General features: G+C 61.2%; 22 protein-coding genes. 11 read left to right on the forward strand and 11 right to left on the reverse strand.

The window, feature by feature from the left end; translation table 11 throughout:
- Nucleotides 1–19 precede the first annotated feature (19 nt).
- From FHX03_RS08320 to FHX03_RS08330, 3 genes are all read left to right on the forward strand, one after another.
- Complete coding sequence (locus FHX03_RS08320; protein WP_097626732.1) at nt 20–511, forward strand: MarR family winged helix-turn-helix transcriptional regulator; 492 nt, start codon at nt 20–22, stop codon at nt 509–511.
- On the forward strand, nt 512–1,213 hold the full coding sequence (locus FHX03_RS08325) for a response regulator (RefSeq protein ID WP_003581129.1): 702 nt from the start codon (nt 512–514) through the stop codon (nt 1,211–1,213). It begins immediately after the preceding gene.
- Nucleotides 1,214–1,345: 132 nt separating this feature from the next.
- Complete coding sequence (locus FHX03_RS08330) at nt 1,346–2,722, forward strand: ATP-binding protein (protein WP_097626734.1); 1,377 nt, start codon at nt 1,346–1,348, stop codon at nt 2,720–2,722.
- On the opposite strand, the gene FHX03_RS08335 is transcribed toward FHX03_RS08330, so the two are convergent.
- Complete coding sequence (locus tag FHX03_RS08335; protein ID WP_183853256.1) at nt 2,719–3,177, reverse strand: winged helix-turn-helix transcriptional regulator; 459 nt, start codon at nt 3,175–3,177, stop codon at nt 2,719–2,721. The two genes, FHX03_RS08330 and FHX03_RS08335, sit on opposite strands and share 4 nt — an antisense overlap.
- Before the next feature lie 36 nt (nt 3,178–3,213).
- On the opposite strand from FHX03_RS08335, the gene FHX03_RS08340 reads away from it, so the two are divergent.
- Nucleotides 3,214–4,059: an oxidoreductase gene (locus tag FHX03_RS08340; protein ID WP_183853258.1), complete on the forward strand. Its 846-nt coding sequence runs from the start codon at nt 3,214–3,216 to the stop codon at nt 4,057–4,059.
- A 74-nt stretch (nt 4,060–4,133) separates the two neighbouring features.
- Here FHX03_RS08340 and FHX03_RS08345 read toward each other — a convergent pair whose 3' ends face one another.
- The 3 genes from FHX03_RS08345 to FHX03_RS08355 form a co-directional block, all read right to left on the reverse strand.
- The gene (locus FHX03_RS08345; RefSeq protein WP_183853260.1) at nt 4,134–4,595 is read right to left on the reverse strand and encodes a BA14K family protein; all 462 of its coding nucleotides are present in this window, start codon (nt 4,593–4,595) and stop codon (nt 4,134–4,136) included.
- A 148-nt stretch (nt 4,596–4,743) separates the two neighbouring features.
- A complete protein-coding gene (locus FHX03_RS08350) occupies nt 4,744–4,959 on the reverse strand; it encodes a cold-shock protein (RefSeq protein WP_003561293.1) in 216 nt (71 codons plus the stop codon).
- Nucleotides 4,960–5,446: 487 nt separating this feature from the next.
- Entirely contained in the window at nt 5,447–6,337 is an 891-nt protein-coding gene (locus FHX03_RS08355) for a DMT family transporter (protein WP_097626740.1), read from the reverse strand.
- A 92-nt stretch (nt 6,338–6,429) separates the two neighbouring features.
- On the opposite strand from FHX03_RS08355, the gene FHX03_RS08360 reads away from it, so the two are divergent.
- Nucleotides 6,430–6,903, forward strand: a complete 474-nt coding sequence (locus FHX03_RS08360) for a DUF3052 domain-containing protein (protein ID WP_097626742.1) — start codon at nt 6,430–6,432, stop codon at nt 6,901–6,903.
- A 4-nt stretch (nt 6,904–6,907) separates the two neighbouring features.
- Here FHX03_RS08360 and FHX03_RS08365 read toward each other — a convergent pair whose 3' ends face one another.
- Genes FHX03_RS08365 through FHX03_RS08380 form a run of 4 tightly spaced genes read right to left on the reverse strand, consistent with a single transcriptional unit; the run spans nt 6,908 to nt 11,499 of the window.
- The gene (locus FHX03_RS08365) at nt 6,908–8,050 is read right to left on the reverse strand and encodes a PQQ-dependent sugar dehydrogenase (protein WP_183853262.1); all 1,143 of its coding nucleotides are present in this window, start codon (nt 8,048–8,050) and stop codon (nt 6,908–6,910) included.
- A 60-nt stretch (nt 8,051–8,110) separates the two neighbouring features.
- A complete protein-coding gene (locus tag FHX03_RS08370) occupies nt 8,111–8,884 on the reverse strand; it encodes a class GN sortase (protein WP_183853263.1) in 774 nt (257 codons plus the stop codon).
- Complete coding sequence (locus tag FHX03_RS08375) at nt 8,874–11,258, reverse strand: marine proteobacterial sortase target protein (protein ID WP_183853265.1); 2,385 nt, start codon at nt 11,256–11,258, stop codon at nt 8,874–8,876. Before FHX03_RS08375 ends, FHX03_RS08370 begins: the two co-directional genes overlap by 11 nt.
- Before the next feature lie 10 nt (nt 11,259–11,268).
- A complete protein-coding gene (locus FHX03_RS08380) occupies nt 11,269–11,499 on the reverse strand; it encodes a hypothetical protein (RefSeq protein ID WP_183853267.1) in 231 nt (76 codons plus the stop codon).
- Nucleotides 11,500–11,825: 326 nt separating this feature from the next.
- On the opposite strand from FHX03_RS08380, the gene FHX03_RS08385 reads away from it, so the two are divergent.
- From FHX03_RS08385 to FHX03_RS08405, 5 genes are all read left to right on the forward strand, one after another.
- Entirely contained in the window at nt 11,826–13,028 is a 1,203-nt protein-coding gene (locus FHX03_RS08385; protein ID WP_183853269.1) for a pyridoxal phosphate-dependent aminotransferase, read from the forward strand.
- Nucleotides 13,029–13,124: 96 nt separating this feature from the next.
- The gene (locus tag FHX03_RS08390; protein WP_183853271.1) at nt 13,125–13,385 is read left to right on the forward strand and encodes a type II toxin-antitoxin system Phd/YefM family antitoxin; all 261 of its coding nucleotides are present in this window, start codon (nt 13,125–13,127) and stop codon (nt 13,383–13,385) included.
- Between the two features lie 2 nt (nt 13,386–13,387).
- Nucleotides 13,388–13,774 carry a type II toxin-antitoxin system VapC family toxin gene (locus FHX03_RS08395; protein WP_183853273.1) on the forward strand — a complete coding sequence of 129 codons (387 nt, stop codon included), beginning with the start codon at nt 13,388–13,390 and terminating at the stop codon, nt 13,772–13,774.
- Between the two features lie 182 nt (nt 13,775–13,956).
- Nucleotides 13,957–14,862, forward strand: coding sequence for a glycosyltransferase family 8 protein (locus tag FHX03_RS08400; RefSeq protein WP_183853275.1), 906 nt, complete (start codon nt 13,957–13,959; stop codon nt 14,860–14,862).
- A gap of 35 nt (nt 14,863–14,897) precedes the next feature.
- Nucleotides 14,898–15,767, forward strand: a complete 870-nt coding sequence (locus FHX03_RS08405) for a 3-deoxy-manno-octulosonate cytidylyltransferase (protein ID WP_183853278.1) — start codon at nt 14,898–14,900, stop codon at nt 15,765–15,767.
- A 53-nt stretch (nt 15,768–15,820) separates the two neighbouring features.
- On the opposite strand, the gene FHX03_RS08410 is transcribed toward FHX03_RS08405, so the two are convergent.
- Complete coding sequence (locus FHX03_RS08410) at nt 15,821–16,918, reverse strand: calcium:proton antiporter (protein WP_183777603.1); 1,098 nt, start codon at nt 16,916–16,918, stop codon at nt 15,821–15,823.
- Between the two features lie 231 nt (nt 16,919–17,149).
- Between FHX03_RS08410 and FHX03_RS08415 the strand changes: the two genes are divergently transcribed.
- Entirely contained in the window at nt 17,150–17,431 is a 282-nt protein-coding gene (locus FHX03_RS08415; RefSeq protein ID WP_097626760.1) for a DUF2188 domain-containing protein, read from the forward strand.
- 2 nt (nt 17,432–17,433) lie between these two features.
- On the opposite strand, the gene FHX03_RS08420 is transcribed toward FHX03_RS08415, so the two are convergent.
- Nucleotides 17,434–17,949: a GrpB family protein gene (locus FHX03_RS08420; protein ID WP_183777604.1), complete on the reverse strand. Its 516-nt coding sequence runs from the start codon at nt 17,947–17,949 to the stop codon at nt 17,434–17,436.
- A 107-nt stretch (nt 17,950–18,056) separates the two neighbouring features.
- Complete coding sequence (locus tag FHX03_RS08425) at nt 18,057–18,956, reverse strand: LysR family transcriptional regulator (protein WP_183777605.1); 900 nt, start codon at nt 18,954–18,956, stop codon at nt 18,057–18,059.
- Between the last annotated feature and the right edge of the window lie 45 nt (nt 18,957–19,001).

The following is a 19,001-nucleotide window of genomic DNA, read 5'->3' on the forward strand; positions in this document are numbered from 1 at the left end:
AAGAGAAAGGAAATGCCGCGTGTCACGACAGACCGGCCCGAAAGTAGGCAAGTCAGAGCCGCTGGCCACGCCGATGGAAGATACCGACATCATCGATTTCGAGATCATCGAGCTGTTCTTCTTCGCCTATCGCGACTTCGTTTCCGATCCTGACGCCATCCTCGAAACAAGCGGCTTCGGGCGGGCGCATCACCGCGTCGTGCATTTCGTCAACCGTAACCCCGGCATGACGGTGGCCGATCTTCTCGATACGCTGAAGATCACCAAGCAGAGCCTTGCAAGGGTGCTGAAACAGCTGATCGATTCAGGCTATATTCGCCAGGTGGCGGGGCCTGAGGACCGGCGGCAGCGCAAGCTTTATCCAACGAAATCGGGACGAGAGCTGGCGCTTGCTCTTGCCGAGCCGCAATCGCGCCGCATTGAGCGGGCATTCGAAGGGGCTTCTGCGGAGGTGCGGGAGGGCGTAAAAGCTTTCCTTAGAGGCATGCGGGACAGACAGAAGGCGGATTGAATGGCGGTCAAGACAGGTATTTCCGACGATGCGGCGCATCTGCTGGTGGTCGACGACGACTCGCGCATCCGCGCGCTGCTCAATCGCTATCTCGCCGAGAACGGCTTCCGCGTGACCGTCGCCGCCGACGGCGCCGAGGCGCAGCGCAAGCTCGCGGGTCTCGATTTCGACCTGATCATCATGGATGTGATGATGCCGGGCGAATCCGGCATCGACGTCACCCGCGGGCTTCGCGCCATCAAGAATGTGCCGATCATCATGCTGACGGCGTTGGCAGAGTCCGGCAACCGCATCGAAGGCCTCGAGGCAGGCGCCGACGACTATCTTTCCAAGCCCTTCGATCCGCGGGAACTGGTGCTGCGCATCAACAATATCCTGCGTCGCAATGCCGGCGGGGAGGGACCGAAGATCGAACAAGTGATGTTCGGCCCCTACACATTCTCGCTGACCCGCAAGGAGCTGAAGAAGGCCAGCGAGGTGATCCGGCTGACCGACCGCGAGCAGGAGATCATGCTGCTCTTTGCGCGGCGTGCCGGCGATACGATCCCCCGCCATGAGCTGATCGGCAACGACACCGAGGTGGGCGAACGGACGATCGACGTGCAGATCAACCGGCTGCGGCGTAAGATCGAGGATGATCCGGCCAATCCCGTCTGGCTGCAGACCGTGCGCGGCATCGGATACAGGCTGAGCATCGACTAATGCATGTCGCGCAAAACTGTGCAGCGGTTTTGCGGCAACGACATGCTGAAAACAAAGACCTAAAGCGCAAGGAGCGAATCTGAAAGTCGCGACGCGCTTTAGGTCTAAGGATAGAGGCCAGGACCGGCGCTGATGGTGACGATCGACAGCTTGCGGCGGGAAGACCGCAATTCTGCGCCAGGCTGGCGCTCGGTTGTCCGCTGGCTGCGCCGGCGGCTGCCGACCGGGCTTTACGCGCGCTCGCTGCTGATTATCATCATTCCGATGGTGCTACTGCAATCCGTTGTCGCGGCCGTCTTCATGGAGCGCCACTGGCAGATGGTGACGGAGCGGCTGTCGCTTGCCGTCACCCGCGACATTGCCGCGATCATAGAGATCATCGAGACCTACCCGCAGAATTCGGACTATAGCGAGATCGTCCGCATCGCCCGCGATCAGCTCAGCCTGCAGATCTCGATCGAGCCGGACGGTGATCTGCCGCCGCCGCGCGTCAAGCCCTTCTTCTCGATCCTCGATGGCATCCTCAGCGACGAGATCACCGACGAGATCCACCGGCCTTTCTGGATCGACACGGTCGGCAACTCGAACCTCGTCGAGATCCGCATCAAGCTTGACAACAAGATCCTCAGGGTGCTGACCAAGCGCAGCCAGACCTATGCCTCGAACACCCATATCTTCATCGTCTGGATGGTCGGCACCTCGCTGGTGTTGATCGGCATCTCGATCCTCTTCCTGCGCGGACAAATCCGTCCGATCCTGACCTTGGCGCGCGCGGCCGAAAGCTTCGGCAAGGGGCAGAAACCCGACAATTTCTATCCGCGCGGGGCCGACGAGGTCCGGCGCGCCGGCCTTGCCTTTATCCTGATGCGCGAGCGAATCGAGCGGCAGATCGAGCAGCGCACTGCGATGCTGTCGGGCGTCAGCCATGATCTGCGCACCATCCTGACCCGCTTCAAACTGCAACTGGCGCTCGCCGGCGACAATCCCGATCTGCATGGGCTGAACGACGACGTCGACGATATGCAGGCCATGCTGGAGGCCTATACGGCTTTCGCACGCGGCGAGGTCGAAGAAGATGTCGGCGAGTTAAGACTCAGCGAGGTCTTCGCAAAGCTGGAATCCGATTTCGCCCTGCACGGCAAGACATTCAGCTATACGATCGAAGGCGATGACGACATATCGGTCAGGCCGAACGCCTTCATGCGTCTCGTCACCAACCTTGCATCGAATGCGCGGCGTTACGCGGGCAGGCTCGACATTGAGGCCAAGCACAGTGCCAAATGGTTGACCGTCATCTTCGACGACGACGGGCCGGGCATTCCGGAAAAGAATCGCGAGGACGTGTTCAAGCCGTTCTTCCGGCTGGACGCGGCGCGCAATCTCGATGCCTCGGGCACCGGCCTCGGCCTTGCGATCGCCCGCGACATCGCCCGCAGTCACGGCGGCAACGTCACCCTTGGCGACAGCCCGCTCGGCGGACTGAGGGCAACGATCCGCATCCCGGCCTAAACGCCTGTCACGGTCAGCTTCACGGCCTTGCGCGCATCGAAATCGCCCAAACGTTCGACGATCCAACGCCAGAGGGCGGCAACCTGCGTGAGGAGGTCGCGTCCGAGCGGCGTCAACTCATATTCGACGCGCGGCGGCACTTGCGGATAGAGGGTGCGGATGATGAGACCGTCTCTTTCGAGGGTGCGTAGCGTCTGCGTCAGCACTTTCTGGCTGATGCCCTCGACCCTTTCCATGAGGCGCGAGAAGCGCAAGGGTGCACCGGCATCGGCGAGCACGTGCAGGATGCGCAGCGGCCATTTCGCCGCCGCCCGCTCGATCAGTTCGCGGGCGCGCGCATCCTGTTCGTCCGTCATGGAGCAGCAGAAGTCGAACATGTCACTGGTCATGTCAGTTACCTCAAGGTGTGTATAGATCGTCTGGGTACCTTCTTTCGATTGGATACAACAGACCATACATCAGCCGGGAACCAAAGAAGGGAAAGGTTTCCGATGTCCAGGGTCTGGTTGATCACAGGAAGTTCGCGCGGTCTCGGCCGGGCGCTGGCGGAGGCGGTTTTGGCCTCCGGCGACAATCTGGTGGCGACGGCGCGCGATCCCGCCCGCCTTGCCGATCTCTCCGAGCGGTATGGCGGCCAGGTGTTGACGATAGCGCTCGATGTGACCGACGAGACGGCGGCAGCAGTGGCGGTCGAGGCTGGCGTGAAGAGGTTCGGGCGTATCGATGTGCTCGTCAACAATGCCGGCTACGGCAATGTCTCCTCGATCGAAGATACCAGTCTCGCCGATTTCCGGGCACAGGTCGAGGCCAACCTGTTCGGCACGATCATCATGACCAAGGCGGTCATCGCCTTAATGCGCGGGCAGGGGGCGGGGCACATCATCCAGTTCTCATCGGTCGGCGGCCGTATCGGCCCTGCCGGGCGCGGCGCCTATTCGGCGGCGAAATTTGCTGTCGAGGGCTTTTCTGAGGTGCTGTCGAAAGAGGTTGCGCCATTCGGCATCAAGGTGACAGTGATCGAGCCCGGCGGCTTCAGAACCGATTTCGCCGGCGCCTCGACGGTGCTTGCCGAAGGGCGGCAGGACTATCAGGAGACGGTCGGCGCTACCGTGCGCTTCCAGCGTGAGTATAATGGCCGCCAGCCCGGCGATCCCGCCAAGGCGGCTGCGGTCATTATCCATATCGCCGGTCTCGACCAGCCCCCGTTCCGGCTGCTGCTCGGCAGCGATGCGGTCAGCAATGTCGAAAAAGCCGATGCCGCGCGTATTGAGGCTGATCGGGAATGGCGCGCCGTCAGCGTCTCGACCGATTTTGAGCCCGATGCCGAGACCCTTTAAGAAAATCGGCTGACGGATGGGCAAAAAGAAAGCGCCGCGAAAAAGCGGCGCTCGGCATCAGCGATGAAGAGAGATCAGCCGGCGGTGCAGAAATGGCTGCGGCCGTCATTGCCGATATAGGTGCCGCTACGCGGATCGAAGGAGCGGTAGCGATAAGAGCAGTAACGCTCCCATTGCGGCGACCAGGGCTCCACTGCCGTGCGGACCGGCGCATAATAGCGCGGCTGTTCGACATATTGCGGCTGCTCGATATATACGCGGCGCGGGGCGCGATAGACCGGAGCCGGTTCGTAATATCCGGGTTCGTAGGGCGGGTCGATGTAGCGAGGCTCGTCGTAAACAGGGCCGTTATTGGCATTGGCGATGGCCGAGCCGACGATCAGGCCGGTGGCAAGGCCGACTGCGCCTCCGACGAGCGCGTCGTTATTGCCATGATGCCGCCAATGGCGGTCGCCGGCCGATGCCTCGCCGATAACAGAAAGGGTAAGCGCAGCAGCCGTTGCCGTCAGCAGAAGAGTTTTGGCGAGCCTGTTCATAAGCATAAATCCCAATCCCGGGAACCGAACGCCGGTTCCTCTCTCGATGATGATGGTAGTAGAGATCAGTAGCTGAACGAAGGCTGAACGACAAAACCCGGCATTGCTGCCGGGCTTCAACTCGAAATTCGACAGCCTTGTTAAGGGTTCAGCCCGCAATCTGCAGATTGACGGCCTTTGGGCCCTTGCCGCGGCGATCCGGCTCCGTGTCGAAGCTTACCTTCTGATTTTCCGTCAGGCCGGCCAGCCCGGAGGCTTGAACGGCAGAAATGTGAACGAAGATATCGGCGCCGCCCCGGTCCGGCTTGATGAAGCCGAAGCCTTTGTCGGTATTGAAGAATTTTACAGTGCCAGTCTCTGCCATGCGTCAGGTCCTTTTCTCTCCGCCCGCCATCCACACGGGCAGCATCATAGCATTGCCTCCTTGCGGGAGGCGTTGGCAGGCAATTCTTGAAATGTGAGAAAAAGGTCCCCTCTACCTCGGCCTGCTCCAGACAGGACTTTCGCCCGCCATAATCGGAACCGGCTGACCGGGATAATTGGCGTTCCCGGCGCGCAAATACTTTAGGACTTCCCATGCTCGCAAAATGCCCGAACGCGCTGAGAGTGCTGCGTTAAACGAATTTTGGCAAGTAAAAGTTTTTTGCCGTGTCGTTCGAGGCACACCTGCCCGGATATCCAATTTGCGCAAAAACGCAAAATTTCCTTCGCCGATAGGGAATGATTAACGTTTTACATCGTCTGCAATATAAGTTTCGAGCAGATTTTCCCAAAAATGCAACGTGAACGCGTCTTGCCGCTCTCGTTAATTTTTTTTCGGATTCGCCAATCGCCCATATTTGGACGCGTGTTCAGACGGCTGGCAAGCGTCGCCGGGCAAATCCGGGCACGAGTTCGACCACAAGCATAGCGATAAACAGGAGCGCGCAACCTGCATAACCCGTCGCCGGCATCGTCTCGCCGAGCACAAGGGCCGCAAGCGACGAGCCGAAAAGCGCTTCGGAGGAGAGGAAGATCGCGGCCTGCGAGGGCGTCGTGTAACGCTGGGCGATCACCTGCAGCACGAAGGCCAGGCCCGAGGAGAAAATGCCGACATAGAGAATCTGAGGTCCTGCGGCCCATATTGCCGACAGCGTGATCGGTTCAAAGGCTGCGGCAATGGCGAGCGCGCAGACCGCGGTGACGGCGAATTGCGTGGCCGAGAGTGCAAGCGGCCTTCCGGTCGCAGAAACGGTCGTGCCGGCAAGGGTGATCTGGATTGCCCAGAAGACGGCGCAGGCGACTGTCAGGAGATCGCCTGAGGTGAGGGCCGAGAGATGACCGCCGGAGAGGAGATAGATGCCGGCGACGGCCATCAGCGCGCCCGGCCAGATGATCCAATGCGGGGCACGGCGCAGGAAGAACACGGCGATCAGCGGCACGAAGACCACATAGAGACCGGTGATGAAGCTGGAATTCGTCACCGTGGTCGTCTGCAGCCCGACCTGCTGTGTGGCTGCGCCGCTGAAAAGGGCAAGGCCGGTGAGGATATAGAGTTTCGCATGGCGGGCGCTTGTCTTCGCCTTGGCTTTGCGCGCTTCGAAAACGACGAAGGGCAGCACGGCCAATGTGGCGACGGTAAAACGCAGAGCGATGAACCAGAAGGGGCCGATCGCCTTCATCGCCGTCGACTGGGCAACGAAGCCGCCGCCCCAGATGGCGGCTGCGAACAATAGCAGGAGGTTCGCCTGAGCGCGCGTCATGTCGTCCTCTATGGGGAAGGGTAGGCCGGAGCGGTTAGCAGTTGCATTTCCTCCAGGCAAGGGCAAAGACTTCTATCGGCGGAGATGACAGGATGGGACAGGAAGAAAGCCGGCCGGCCGGCGATACGGCTGCAACGTCCGGGACGGCTGGCTATTCAGGCAGGCCGCTCGCCAGCAAGCTCGGCCTTGGGCGCGGGCAGGCGGCTGCTCTTCTCGGCGTTCCCGAAACGATTGGCGATATCCATGGCTTCGATGGTTTTGCCTCGGTCGCCCTTGCGCTGCCGGAGACGCCTCGGCGGGCTTTCGACTACGTGCATCTGTTTGTGACCGAACGGGCAGCGCTGGAGGCTGTCGCGGTTAGGCTCTTCGGCGTTCTCAAACCGGATGGCATGCTCTGGATCTCCTGGCCAAAAAAGAGTTCGCGGGTGCCGACCGATGTCACCGAGGACGTGCTCCGGAAGATCCTCCTTCCGACCGGTCTTGTCGACGTCAAGGTCTGCGCCGTCGACGAAATCTGGTCCGGGCTGAAATTCGTTATCCGCAAGGAACTTCGCGGGACCTTGTGATCTTTCAGCCGTTGTTGGCCTCAGCGCGCGAAACTCTGAGCAGCGCGCCGTTATCCTCGTCCGTCACCATCAGCAGCGCGCCGTCGGGCGCGACGATGACATCGCGAATGCGGCCGTATTCGCCCTCGAACAGCCGCTCCTCGGCGACGAAGGCGCCGCTTTCGTCGCGCTGCATGCGCGATAGCAGCTGGAACTTCAGCGCCGCGACGATGAAATTGCCGTCCCATTCCGGAAACATGGCGCCGCGATAGACAGCGAGCGCACCGGGCGCGATCGACGGATCCCAGTAATGCAGCGGCTGTTCCAGTCCCTTCTTCGCTGTACCTTCTCCGATCTCGGCGCCGGAATAGTCGCGGCCGTAGGTGATGATCGGCCAGCCGTAATTCTTGCCCGCCTCGGGCTCATTGATCTCGTCGCCGCCGCGGGCGCCGTGTTCGACGGTATAAAGCTTGCCGTCCTTGCTATCGAAGGTGATACCCTGCGGGTTGCGGTGGCCTTTCGACCAGATTTCCGGCAGCGCTTTGCCGCCGTCCTTGAACGGATTGTCGGCCGGGATGCTGCCATCGGCATTGATGTGGATGATCGAGCCGGCATCGTCCCGCCAGTCCTGCGAGCGGTCGCGGTCGCCGCGGTCGCCGACGCTGATGAACAGCGAACCGTCACGGGCAATGGCGATGCGCGAGCCGTACTGGATATTGCCCGTGGTGAAGCGCTGCATGGTGAAAACAGGCGTCACCGCATCGAGTGCCTTCTCGTCGGCGGAAAGCGTGGCGGTGAAGGCCTCGGTGCCTGAGCCCTGTTTATTGGCGATGGCAGCGGTGAAATAGAGCTTTCTGGACGTCGCAAAGTCCGGAGCCAGCGCCACATCCATCAGGCCGCCCTGGCCGCGGGCGCTGACCTTGGGCACACCGCCGATCGGGCCGGAGACTTTGCCGTCGCGGACGATGCGCATCCGACCCGGCCGCTCGGTGACGAGGTAGGCGCCGTCGGGCAACACCTCGACCGCCCAGGGATGTTCGAGGCCGTCGGCAAGCTTGTCGACACGGACCGCCAGATCCTGCGTGTTGACGGTGTCGGCCGCACCGGCTGATAAGGCGCCGATCAGAAGCAGCGCTGCGGCGATTTGAAAGGCGGATATTCTGGTCATCTTGCTTCCCCGTCGTCTGTCACGCTGGAACGTGGAGCGGGCAGGGGAGAGCTTCAACCCTCATTCGATCCGATATAACGGCTTTGTGTTTACCGGTTGAACGGAACCTGTCACTTGCCCATCGACCAGTTCGGCTTCGAGGATATAGCGCAACGGCCCGCGTTCGGTCGCATCGAAGGGCCAGCAGGTGGTCAGCACCAGATGGCGGCCGTTGGAGGCGGGATCGATGCCGCTGGCATCCCAGGCGGCGATACGGCCTTCGCCGGCCTTGAAGGTCAGGACCTTGCCGTCACGACGGGTGACCTCGATGGTGTCGCCGGGCTTTATATATTGCAGCCAGCGAAAATGCGTGTCGCGATGGGCGGCGATAACCGCGGTGCCTTCATCGCCTGGCTGCGGCGTGTTGGCGAGCCAGGCAGGACCAAAGGCGAGAGCTTCGCCGGAAGCGCCGGAAAGCACGATCGCCTCCTTGCCGAGGCGCGGTGCGCGCACCTTGGCTTCCGTAGTGAAATCAGCCCAAGGCCAGGGTTTCGTCGCTTCGCCCCTGAGTTCGGCAGCGAAGGCGCGTTTCAGCAGAACCTGGGAAAGCTCCGCCTTCGCCTTCAGCAGGAAACCGTCGCCGATCAGCGCCAAGCCGTAAAGGGCAAGGCCGGCGATACCGACGGCGATCGCTTTTTCGATCGGGGAAAGACGCCAGAGGAAGAAGCCTTTCCTCTGGCGCACCTTGGGCCTGTCGTGGGCCGTGGCGGCCGCCATGGCGAGTTCCAGATAGGTCGGAAGCGGCTCGAATTCGGCCGCTTCCTCGTTCCGGCTTGCTGCTAGCCTAGAGACCATTTGGCTTGGCTCCCACCGCGATCAACCGCTTGATGCGCCGGCGCCAGACGGCCAGCCCGCTTGCCGCCGTCAGCGCCAGGAGCAGCATGGTAAGCCCGCGGATGATCTGCTCGTCGGCGCGCGTCGCCGTCTGCGGCAGGTTCACGGTCGAGCTCTTCTGCGCGATCAGGGTGGCGGCCTTAGCGGTCGGGGCCGCGGCCATCATGTTGGCGAGCTCAGGCGATGCGGCGAGATCCGGTGTTTCGACCACGGCCTGTTGCGGTCCGGCGTTTGCTGCAGGGGTGGCTGCGCCATGACGTTCTCCGCCACCGGAAGGAACAACGTTTTCGCCGAAGACCTTATCGAAATCCCAACCCTCAGGCAGGTTCAGCGGCAGCTTTGCTGAGCCGAGCGGTTCGCTTGCCGGTCGCGACGGCGTGACGTCGACGGCGACCAGGCTGGTGAGGCGGGAGACGAGATGGTGGGCGAGCGCCACCGTCTCGATATCCTTGTCGAGCGCGGCCGGATTCTGACGCTCATAGGCGCGGGCTTCGAAATCATCGATCTTACGCCGCGCCCAGAGCTTGGAGACGCCGTTGCCGTCGGCGGCATTGGCGATATCCATTTGGACGCGCCAGGGCTGGTCGCCCGTCTTGCCGATGATTTCAAGCTTGCCGGCGGGCTTATCCCCCGGCAGTTCCGCTGTGAGAACGACAGGCTCGCTGCTATAAAGGTCCGGCATCGGGTTCGGCGTGATATCCTCGGCCGCGATGCCTTCGAAATTTGCGGCGATATCGATCATGGCGGGGTTCTGCAGCTTGGCGAAAAGCTCGCCCATGCGGCTTGCCACCTGATCGGTCGAGCCGATCTGAGTGAAGGTGCCACGGCCGATTTCGGCGGCCTTGGACATGAAATAGGTGTTCGGGGCCGAGCCGATCCCGACGGTGAAGACGCGGGCATCGCCGCGGCTTGCGGTGATTTCCTGGAAGAGCTGCTGTTCGTTGCCAATCGCACCATCGGTCAGGAACACGACCTGCCGCAGCGCTCCGGTTGCAACCGGTCCCTGATTGCGCAGCGCATCCTCGAGTGCGGGCAGCATTTCGGTGCCGCCGTCGGCGGTCAGGCCCCTGACGTAGGCGATCGCCTTTTCGCGGTTATCCGGGGTGGCGGCGACCAGGCCCTTGAAATAGTCGGTCATCGTGTCGTCGAAACGGACGACGTTGAAGCGGTCGTCGGGGTTCAGCCTGGAAATGGCAAGCGCCAGGCTCTGCCTTGCCTGCTCGATCGACGGCCCGGACATGGAGCCGGAATTGTCGATGACGAAGACCACTTCACGTTTGGCTGGCGGCGCTGCCGCATCCGGCGCCGTCGGCGGGGTGACGAAGGCGAGCAGATAGGTCTTACCATCAATCACTTCGCGGAAGAGTCCGGCGCTCGGCAGTTTGCCGGGCGCGGCCTGCCAGGTCAGTTCGAAATCCTTGTCGGCGGGGACGGCGTCCCCCTTCAGGCTGATCGTTCTCGTCTGGTCGCCGTCCTGGTGGATATCGACCTCGTGGAAGGAGGATTTGACCTCGCCGAGCCGAAAACCGGCCTTGAGGTCGACGGTCAGCGAAACCGGGTTGATCTTGGCATTGTCGCGCGGATCAAGCACCGGGGCTTCGATCTTATCCCGGTTTCCCACCGGGTCGCGCGGCGTGGCGAAACCGGCGCCGTTGTTGAACTCGACGGTCTGGACGATCGGCGCAGGATTGTAGCGCGGGGCGACGACCATCGGGAAGCGCAGCGAGAACTCGCCGCCCGACTGGTGGACGGTTTGCTGATATTCGATCTGCACGACGATCTCTTCCCCGGGCCCGATATTGGCGACCTGGTTGGTGAAGATGTTCGGCCGCTGCTGTTCGAGCAGCGCCGTCTTCTTGCCCTCCGCCTTGGCCTGCTCGTAGATCTCGCGGGCTTCCTGGCGCGGCTTGATCTGGCCTTCGATGAAGCGTTCGCCGATCTGCATCTTCAGCGCATCGACGGCGGAATTGTCCGGCAGTGGGAAGACGTAGGTGCCCTCGACCCAGCCCTTGCTCGGGTTCTGGAAACGCTGCGTCACCTTCACCCTCGCGATCGGGCCGGAGACATCGATCGCGACGTCGCTCTTCAGCCGCGGCGCTTCGACGTAGAAGCCCGGCTCCTTCGAAGGAAACAGCAGCGAACCGCTGTTGACGTCGTTCGGCCGCACCAGTGCTGCAAGCTGGCTGGGCGCCTGCTGCGTCTCGGCGCGAGCGGCGGAGACAAGCCCCAGCATTGCCGTGACACAGGCGACAAAGGCGGTGGCGGCGACAAGAAATGAAATGGAAATCCGGCGCGCACGTATGCGCCCTATGGCATATTCGTCTTCCAGAAACATTGGCATACCCTCAATAACCAATTTTGGATAAGTCAATGATGCGGCTTCGATCTCGGCGCGCTCGCGACCGAATTACGGCGCGGCCCGGCATTTGTTGCGGCTTATTCGTGGCGGCGATGAAATCCTGCGATCTCTCTGATTTCAAAAAGACATAGGTGAGGAAAAACGCGATCATCGCAACCGCGAAGGTGCCGGACGCTGTGGAGATGTCGCCGACCGTCCGCCGCTGTCTTTGTGACAACAACCCTCGCTGATCGGCATAATGACGAAGGTCAGGTCGCGCCAGTTGCCGGCGATAATCCTGATCTTCTCGACATGCCCGCGAATGACTTCGAGGAAACGGAGAACCACAATGGTCTCAGATCTCAGTGCAAGAGTTGCGCCGCGCACTTCGACTGCTGTCCGAAGCGCCGGCAAACTGGGGGGTCGGTGCGGCAAAAGGATCAATAAGAATCATTGCCCCCATCACGCCTTTACGCTTGAAATGCCGTCATACATTGGACATAGAGCTAACCGCAGAACTCCGGTCGCGGCTTTCTGCCCGTATCAACCATTAGGACCGATATCATGGCCTTCCTTGCCGATGCTCTTTCCCGTGTGAAGCCTTCAGCCACCATCGCCGTTTCCCAGAAAGCGCGTGAGCTGAAAGCAAAAGGACGTGACGTCATTGGCCTCGGCGCAGGCGAGCCGGATTTCGATACGCCGGAGAATATCAAGACGGCCGCCATCGAGGCGATCAACCGCGGCGAGACCAAGTACACGCCGGTTTCCGGCATTCCCGAACTGCGCAAGGCGATCGCCGCCAAGTTCAAGCGCGAGAACGGCCTGGAGTATTCCTGGGAGCAGACAATCGTCGGCACCGGCGGCAAGCAGATCCTGTTCAACGCCTTCATGGCGACGCTGAACCCCGGCGATGAAGTCGTCGTCCCCGCACCCTACTGGGTTTCCTACCCTGAGATGGTGGCGCTGTGCGGCGGCACGCCGGTTTTCGTTTCCGCGACCCAGGAGCATAATTTCAAGCTCCAGGCCGCCGATTTGGAAAAGGCGATCACGCCGAAAACCAAGTGGTTCATCTTCAACTCGCCGTCCAACCCGACGGGTGCGGCCTATACGAATGCCGAGCTGAAGGCATTGACAGACGTGCTGATGAAGCATCCGCATGTCTGGGTGCTGACCGACGATATGTACGAGCACCTGACCTATGGCGACTTCAAGTTCGTTACGCCCGTCGAAGTCGAGCCGAAGCTCTATGACCGCACACTGACGATGAACGGCGTTTCCAAGGCCTATGCGATGACCGGTTGGCGTATCGGCTATGCCGCAGGCCCGATCCAGCTCATCAAGGCGATGGACATGATCCAGGGCCAGCAGACCTCAGGCGCGACGTCGATTGCCCAGTGGGCCGCCGTCGAAGCGCTGAACGGCACGCAGGACTTCATTCCTGAGAACAAGAAGATCTTCGAAGGCCGCCGCGATCTCGTCGTTTCCATGCTGAACCAGGCCAAGGGCATCGTTTGCCCGGTGCCGGAAGGCGCCTTCTACGTCTATCCCTCCTGCAAGGGCTTGATCGGCAAAACCGCACCCTCCGGCAAGGTCATCGAGACGGATGAGGATTTCGTTTCCGAGCTTCTGGAATCGGAAGGCGTCGCCGTCGTTCATGGCTCGGCCTTCGGCCTCGGCCCTAATTTCCGCATCTCCTATGCGACGTCGGAAGATCTTCTCGAGGAAGCCTGCCGCCGCATCCAGCGTTTTTGCGCCGCCTGCAAGTAAGCGGACTGCGATAGTATCGATCGAAGGCCTGCCGACGGCGGGCCTTTTGCTTGTGGCGACGTTGACGATGTGGCTGCATGTAGCTACATTTGTGGCATGAAGACCGTTTCGATCCGCGACGCGAAGAACCGCCTGACCGAGCTTGCCCGCGAGGTCGAGGAAGGCGAGACCATCGTCGTGACGCGCAACGGCCGCCCGGTCTTCGATCTTGTACCGCATCAGAAGCGCGGCGGCTTGGACCTGGAAGCCGGTCAGGCTTATCTTCGTGCGCGGGGCATCATCAATCCTGTACCGTTCATCGCGGATGATTTTGATGATCCGCTGCCGGAGGATTTTCTCCTGAAACCTTTGCCGTAGCGATGAGGCTTCTCCTCGATACCCATATCGTTCTCGCGATCCTGCGCAAGGACGTGGGACAACGGTTCCCAGAGATCGCGGCGCTGCTTGGTGATAGCAAGACCGAGGGCTTCGTCAGCGTCGCAAGTCTCTGGGAAACGGCGATCAAGGCTCGTCTGGGAAAGCTGGATACTGGCATGCCGCTTGAAGACATCGCGCGGTCTCTTGAAGAAATAGGGCTGATATTATTGCGGATCGAAATTCAGCACGTCATCAACGCCGCCGACCCAGAGCCGGACACGCGCGATCCCTTCGACCGATTGCTGCTGGCGCAATGCAAGGTCGAGGGCCTGCAACTTGCGACAGTCGACCGCCTGCTCGTCGATCATCCGCTGGCGCTGCGACTTTAGGCTCATGTCCCGATTCAAGGCCGTAGGGCGTTGATTCCGCTTTGCCTCGCAAGTCGTTGAATTCCGATTCAAAACGTGACGAGGAGCGACGGTTCGGCCGGTGATCTGCGGTTGCGGGCGGCCGCCAAACCCACTAGATATCCGGCATCAAGTTTAAGTTGCCGCTTCGGGGGGCCGGGATTTTGCAGCAGAGTGCGGTGATCGTCTGTTCGGATGTCAACATGCTGCCGGCTGCCTGCTGCACGCTGCTTTCGGTCAAGCGCAATCTCGACGCTCCTGGCGTGGAGTTCCTGCTTCTCGGTATCGACCTCAATCCGAACGAGATCGCCGAGGTCGGTAATTTCGCGCAGTTGCACGACATGGCGATCACTGTGCTGCCCTATAATACCCCGGATACGGCAAAGCAGGCCCGGGGCCGCTGGTCGGGCGCGACACTGGCGCGGCTCTACATGGATCTGCATATTCCCGATCATATCGAGCGCCTGCTTTACCTTGATGCCGACGTGCTCGCGGTGGCGCCCGTCGACGAACTCTTTACCAGGGATCTCCGAGGCAAGGCGCTTGCCGCGGTCGACGATTATGTCATGGCCTTCCCAGAGAAAGCCGGCGCACGGCAGCGCAAGATCGGTATGGGCGAGGGCGGACGCTATTTCAATGCCGGCGTATTGCTGTTTGACTGGTCGGCCTGCCGCGCGAAGGGGCTTTTCGCCAGAACCCGGGAGATCTTCGAGGAGCGGTCGCATCTGTTCGAAAACAACGACCAGGATGCGCTGAACGTCAGTTTCGACGGCGACTGGCTGGTGCTCGATCCGCGCTGGAACACGCAGACGGGGCTTTTGCCTTTCGTCGATCGGCCGGCCATCTTTCACTTTACCGGCCGCAAGAAACCGTGGCAGGCGACCGTTCCCTGGGTGCATCGGCGGATGGCCAGGCAGTATGTCGAGGATCTCCGCAACACGCCCTGGGCGTCCTTCTGCAGGCAGCCGTCGGCTGCGGGCCGGATCGGCGGATTCGTCTCGCATATGGGAAAGCAGATCGGCGGGCTGGCGCGGCTTGCACGGATGCGCGCCTATTTCAGCAACAGCTAGCAAGGCGCGTCCTTGGAAAGTGCATGTGAGCCGATATGGAATCGATCCCCAGTGATACGCAGAGGCTAGCCGCCGCCGATAGCGGCTTCAATTTCCTGACGCCGGACGCGTGGAAGGCGCTGCTGTCGCGCTATTCCCACATCGTGCTGGTGGCAAACAGCGAGGCTGTCGATTTGGAGCGGCTGCGAAGCGAGCTGCCGGAGACGACGCTCTACGTCTTCTTCAACAACGTCTACAAGGTGCTCGACGAACCCTTCGCCGGACATGCGGTGCTGGTCGCCCGCAGCGGTGTGATGGGCGCCAATATCGTTCACCGGCGCGAGGTGGCGGATGTCTTGCGCTTCTTTGCCGGCGATGATTTTCTGGGTGTGGTCAACATCCGCGTTTCCCCCGAGGAGAACTTCAGCGAGGAGAGCCGCTTCAACGGCACTCGCGCCCGCCACCTCGATCTGACGCAAATGATTGGAGATCTCTATCCGGCAGGCAAGATCGCGACGAGCGGCTTTGCGATGGCGCTCTGGCTCGCCGATCTGCAGCTGCCGGGCAAGATCCTGCTTGCCGGCTTTTCGGCAAAGAGAAGCGAGAAGTGGAAGGTCTTCGACGTACACGATTGGACGTTCGAGCAAATCTTCCTGCGTCTCTTTGCCAGGATGGGCACGATCTCGATGATGGACGGCGTCGATGCCAGCCCCTATGCGGCGCTCGCCAAACGTTTTCCGCAGGTGCCGCCGGTCGAAATCGCGATGACGGCGGCCGAAGTCCTGTCCGAGCGGCTCCACAATGCGAACAGCCAGATCGACAGGCTGATGTCCGTCACCAAATCCATCCGCGCCGTCGAAAACTTCTTCCGGCGCTTCAAACCGAAAACCCGTAAAGAGCGCTTCCTGGAAAAATCTAAGGATTGACCGACACAGGACCTCGCCGACGGGCGTGACCTGCCGAGCGCGTGACCGCTGTCTCAAAGCCCCAGTGCCGTCAGCATGACGAAGGTGGCAAAGAGGATGAAGTGCGTCATGCCTTCGATGGCGTTGGTCTCGCCGTCATTGAGGTTGATCGCTGCGGCAATCAGCGTGATCGTCACCATCACCGTCTGCACCGGGGTCATCGCCATGATGAAGGGCTGGCCGGTATAGAGCGCGATCGCCTCCATGACCGGCACCGTCAGGATCACGGTCGAAAGCGAGGCGCCCATGGCGATGTTGACCGTCGCCTGCATGCGGTTTCTGAGCGCCGCCCTCAAGGCGGTCAGGATCTCGGGGGCCGCTGAAATCGCGGCGACGACGACGGCGGTGACGGCGATCGGCGCGCCGCTGTCGCGCAAACCCTCGGTCATCAAGGCCGACATGAACTCGGCCAGCAGGCCGATGATGACGACGCCGACGAGAATGGTGGCGATCGATATCGCGGCCGGTTCGTCAGCGCCGTGCGCATCCGAAGCCCCTTTCTTCCGTTCGGAGCGCGGGTAGCTGTAGCTGAAGAAATAGCTGTGCTGGCCGACCTGCATGCGCAGGAAGAGGCCGTAGAGCGCAATCATCGCGACGATGGTGAAGGCGGAATAATAGTGCCATTTGTCGCGGGGCACGAATTCCGGCACTATCATCGAGATGCCCATGGCGGTGAGGATCATCACGCCGTAGGTCTTGCCCGAATTGTCGTTGTAGGGCTGTTCTCCGTGCTTTAGGCCGCCGAGCAGGGCGGCGAGACCCAGAATGCCGTTGATATCGAGCATCAGGGCGGAATAGATCGTGTCGCGCACCAGTGTCGGCGAACTCTCTCCGCTCATCATGATGGCGAGGATGATGACCTCCACGGCAACAGCCGACAGTGTCAGGATCATCGTGCCATAGGGGTCGCCGACCTTGATGGCGAGCAGTTCGGCATGATGGGCAACGCGGATCGAGGCGAGAACGATGGTGCCGACTAGGGCGGCGGCGGCAATCAACGCGACGCCGCGTCCCATCTCGATCACCGCGTGTTCCAAGAGATAGGCGATCGCTGCAACGGCAATTGCGGCGACCAGAAACTTCTCTTCTTTTAAGCGTGACGCAATCGCCAAGTCTCAGCTCCTGTCCCGATTCACGCGTTTTATCTAAGTCACTGATTTCGCATATCAAGAAAGCCGCAGTCTGGGGCCATTTGCAGTCTTCGGCGTTTAATGGAATACTGAACGTCATCGGGGCCGGAAAGCAGATCGCGGCGTCCTCGAATTCTTGTCAAGCGGCCGCGATGATCCGGATCCTGTCCGGAAGCGTGCGAATGCGCAACAAGAAGATGAGGAGACGGATGCATGATCAAGGTGGTCTACGAAGTCGTGCCGCATGACGGCGGTTGGGCTTACAGGCTCGGAGGCGTTTATTCCGAGGCATTCCCGACTCATGCCGAGGCGCTCGAAGCTGCGCGCATCGTCGCGGCCGAACAGCAGGTCGGCGGCGATTCCGCCGAGATCAGTTGGCAGGACGAGAATGGCAAGTGGCATGAGGAATATGCCGAAGGCGGTGACCGGCCGGAAACCGAGGTGGTAGACGGTCAGTGGAAGGACCGCGGGGCCGGGGCCTCGCAAGGCTTTTGAAGTCAGCGATCGTCCGCCAATGCCCGCGCGACGATTGCGTCGACGAATTCGCGCTTATGCGCGGTATAGCCGTCCCCATCCATCCTGAATTCGCCCGCCAGCCTGCGTTTGAGCGCGGCATATTCGGCCGCAGCCTCGGGATGCGCAATGAGATGATCCCGGAAAGCTAGCCTGTTTCGATGCGTGCCATTGCCGGCTGGACAAAGGTAGACCCGCTCCCGCGGCACCAAACCTTTCGATAAAAACGCCCAGACCTCGTCGTCATAACGATTGCCGCGCGGTTCGTAACCTTCGGCCAGAAGCACATCGGTGGCAGCCTCGATATGCCCGAGGCTGGGAAGAACGATGTCGATATCGATCAGCGGCTTGGCGGTCATGCCCGATATGGAGGTGCTGCCGATGTGATCGATGGAGAGCGCCTGCGGCAGCAAGACTAGCAACCTGTCACGGATGCGCCGGAACGCCTGCGGCCATTGCGGATCGTAGGGCACGAGTTCAACCGGATCGTGGCTCATCATTTTCTTCCGCTTACAGCGCCGCGCGTCCGACAAGGCAGATTTCGGGTGCTCTCTTGCGTTGAAATGTGCGCATGATTCTCTCCAAAAATCGATTCCGGATTTCCAGGTTATGTGCCGGTCGAATATCGGTGATAATCCTGAAGCCCCTTGACCAGTGCGTCGAAGGTGGCGCGGCAGCGCGGCGAGGTCTTCAGGCTCTCATGCATCGCCACCCAGGTGCCGAGCGGGATCTTGAACGCATCGGGCAGGAGGTGCACCAGATCGGGATTGTCACGTACGAGCCCAATCTGGCAGAGACCGATGCCGACGCCGGCGCGGATCGCCGAAAGCTGGGCAAGATTGCTGTCGGTCCTGTAGGAGAAGTCGATGCCCGGCACCTCATAGCGTTTTGTTACCAGGCGGACATAGGCCGTCTGGCGGTCGAAGCCGATGAGCCGGTGGTTTGCGAGGTCGGCCAGGGTTTGCGGAATGCCGTGTCGTTCGAGGTAGCGGCGATGGGCGTGGAAACCGAGCGGGATATCGCCGATGCGACGCACGACGAGCGCACCCTGCTGCGGCTCGGCCATGCGCACGGCAATATCGGCCTCGCGGCTCACCAGATCCTCAATCGCATCGGAAGCCGACAGCTCGATCTGGAGTTCGGGATAAGCGTCCTGCAGCGGGCCGAGAATCCCAGGCAGTACTTCGACGGCGATGACCTCGCTGGCGCTGACCCTGACGGTTCCGGCGACGCGCTCGCGCTCACCGGATGCTGTGCGCAAAAGCGCGGCAGTGGTTGCCGCCAGCGTCTCGGCATAGGGCTTCAGCGCCAATGCGGCGTCGGTCGGCAGCAGCCCGTTCGGGGATCGGGTGAAGAGTTCGGCGCCGATTTCCGTTTCCAATGCGTCAATATGGCGGCCTATGGTCGGCTGCGTCAGCCCCAACTCGCGGGCGGCGGCCGAAAGCGACCCTTGCTGGAGCACGGTCAGGAAGGTGCGGTAGAAATCCCAGCTCGGTTCTATGTTCATATATTTTTGTATAGCAGCTGCATTTATTTCGTCAATTTTGTTTAC

Origin of the sequence: Rhizobium sp. BK456 (assembly GCF_014194045.1) — a bacterium.
In the GTDB taxonomy this organism is placed as follows: domain Bacteria; phylum Pseudomonadota; class Alphaproteobacteria; order Rhizobiales; family Rhizobiaceae; genus Rhizobium; species Rhizobium redzepovicii.